Consider the following 391-nt stretch of genomic DNA (forward strand, 5'->3'; position numbering starts at 1 on the left):
GGTTTAATCCGCACATTTGAGATCGCGTTGTTGCCGCCGGGAATCGGCAGAATTTTGACGATGCCACCGCTAGCAACTGCGCTGGAGAAAACCTTGAATCCAGAGTCTTTCAGCAGGTCTGAAACATCAACCAGCTCTAATCCGTAGCGAGTATCGGGTTTGTCGCTGCCGTAGCGATCCATTGCCTCGGGATAGGTGAGACGGGGGAACGGGCACGGCAGATCGATCGATTTGATGCTCTTGAAGATGTGGCAGACCAGCTTTTCGTTCAGGTCGATGATTTCCTCGACCGTCATAAAGCTCATTTCCATATCAAGCTGCGTAAATTCTGGCTGGCGATCGGCTCTCAGATCTTCGTCGCGAAAGCAGCGGGCGATCTGGTAGTAGCGAT

Annotated in this window: 1 protein-coding gene; it reads right to left on the bottom strand. The window is 52.4% G+C overall.

What is annotated here, in order from left to right:
- Positions 1–391: amino acid--tRNA ligase-related protein (locus D7Y13_RS50285; protein ID WP_500683220.1), on the bottom strand; the 391-nt coding region annotated here is incomplete at both ends.

The sequence above is a fragment of the Corallococcus praedator genome, assembly GCF_003612125.1.
In the GTDB taxonomy this organism is placed as follows: domain Bacteria; phylum Myxococcota; class Myxococcia; order Myxococcales; family Myxococcaceae; genus Corallococcus; species Corallococcus praedator.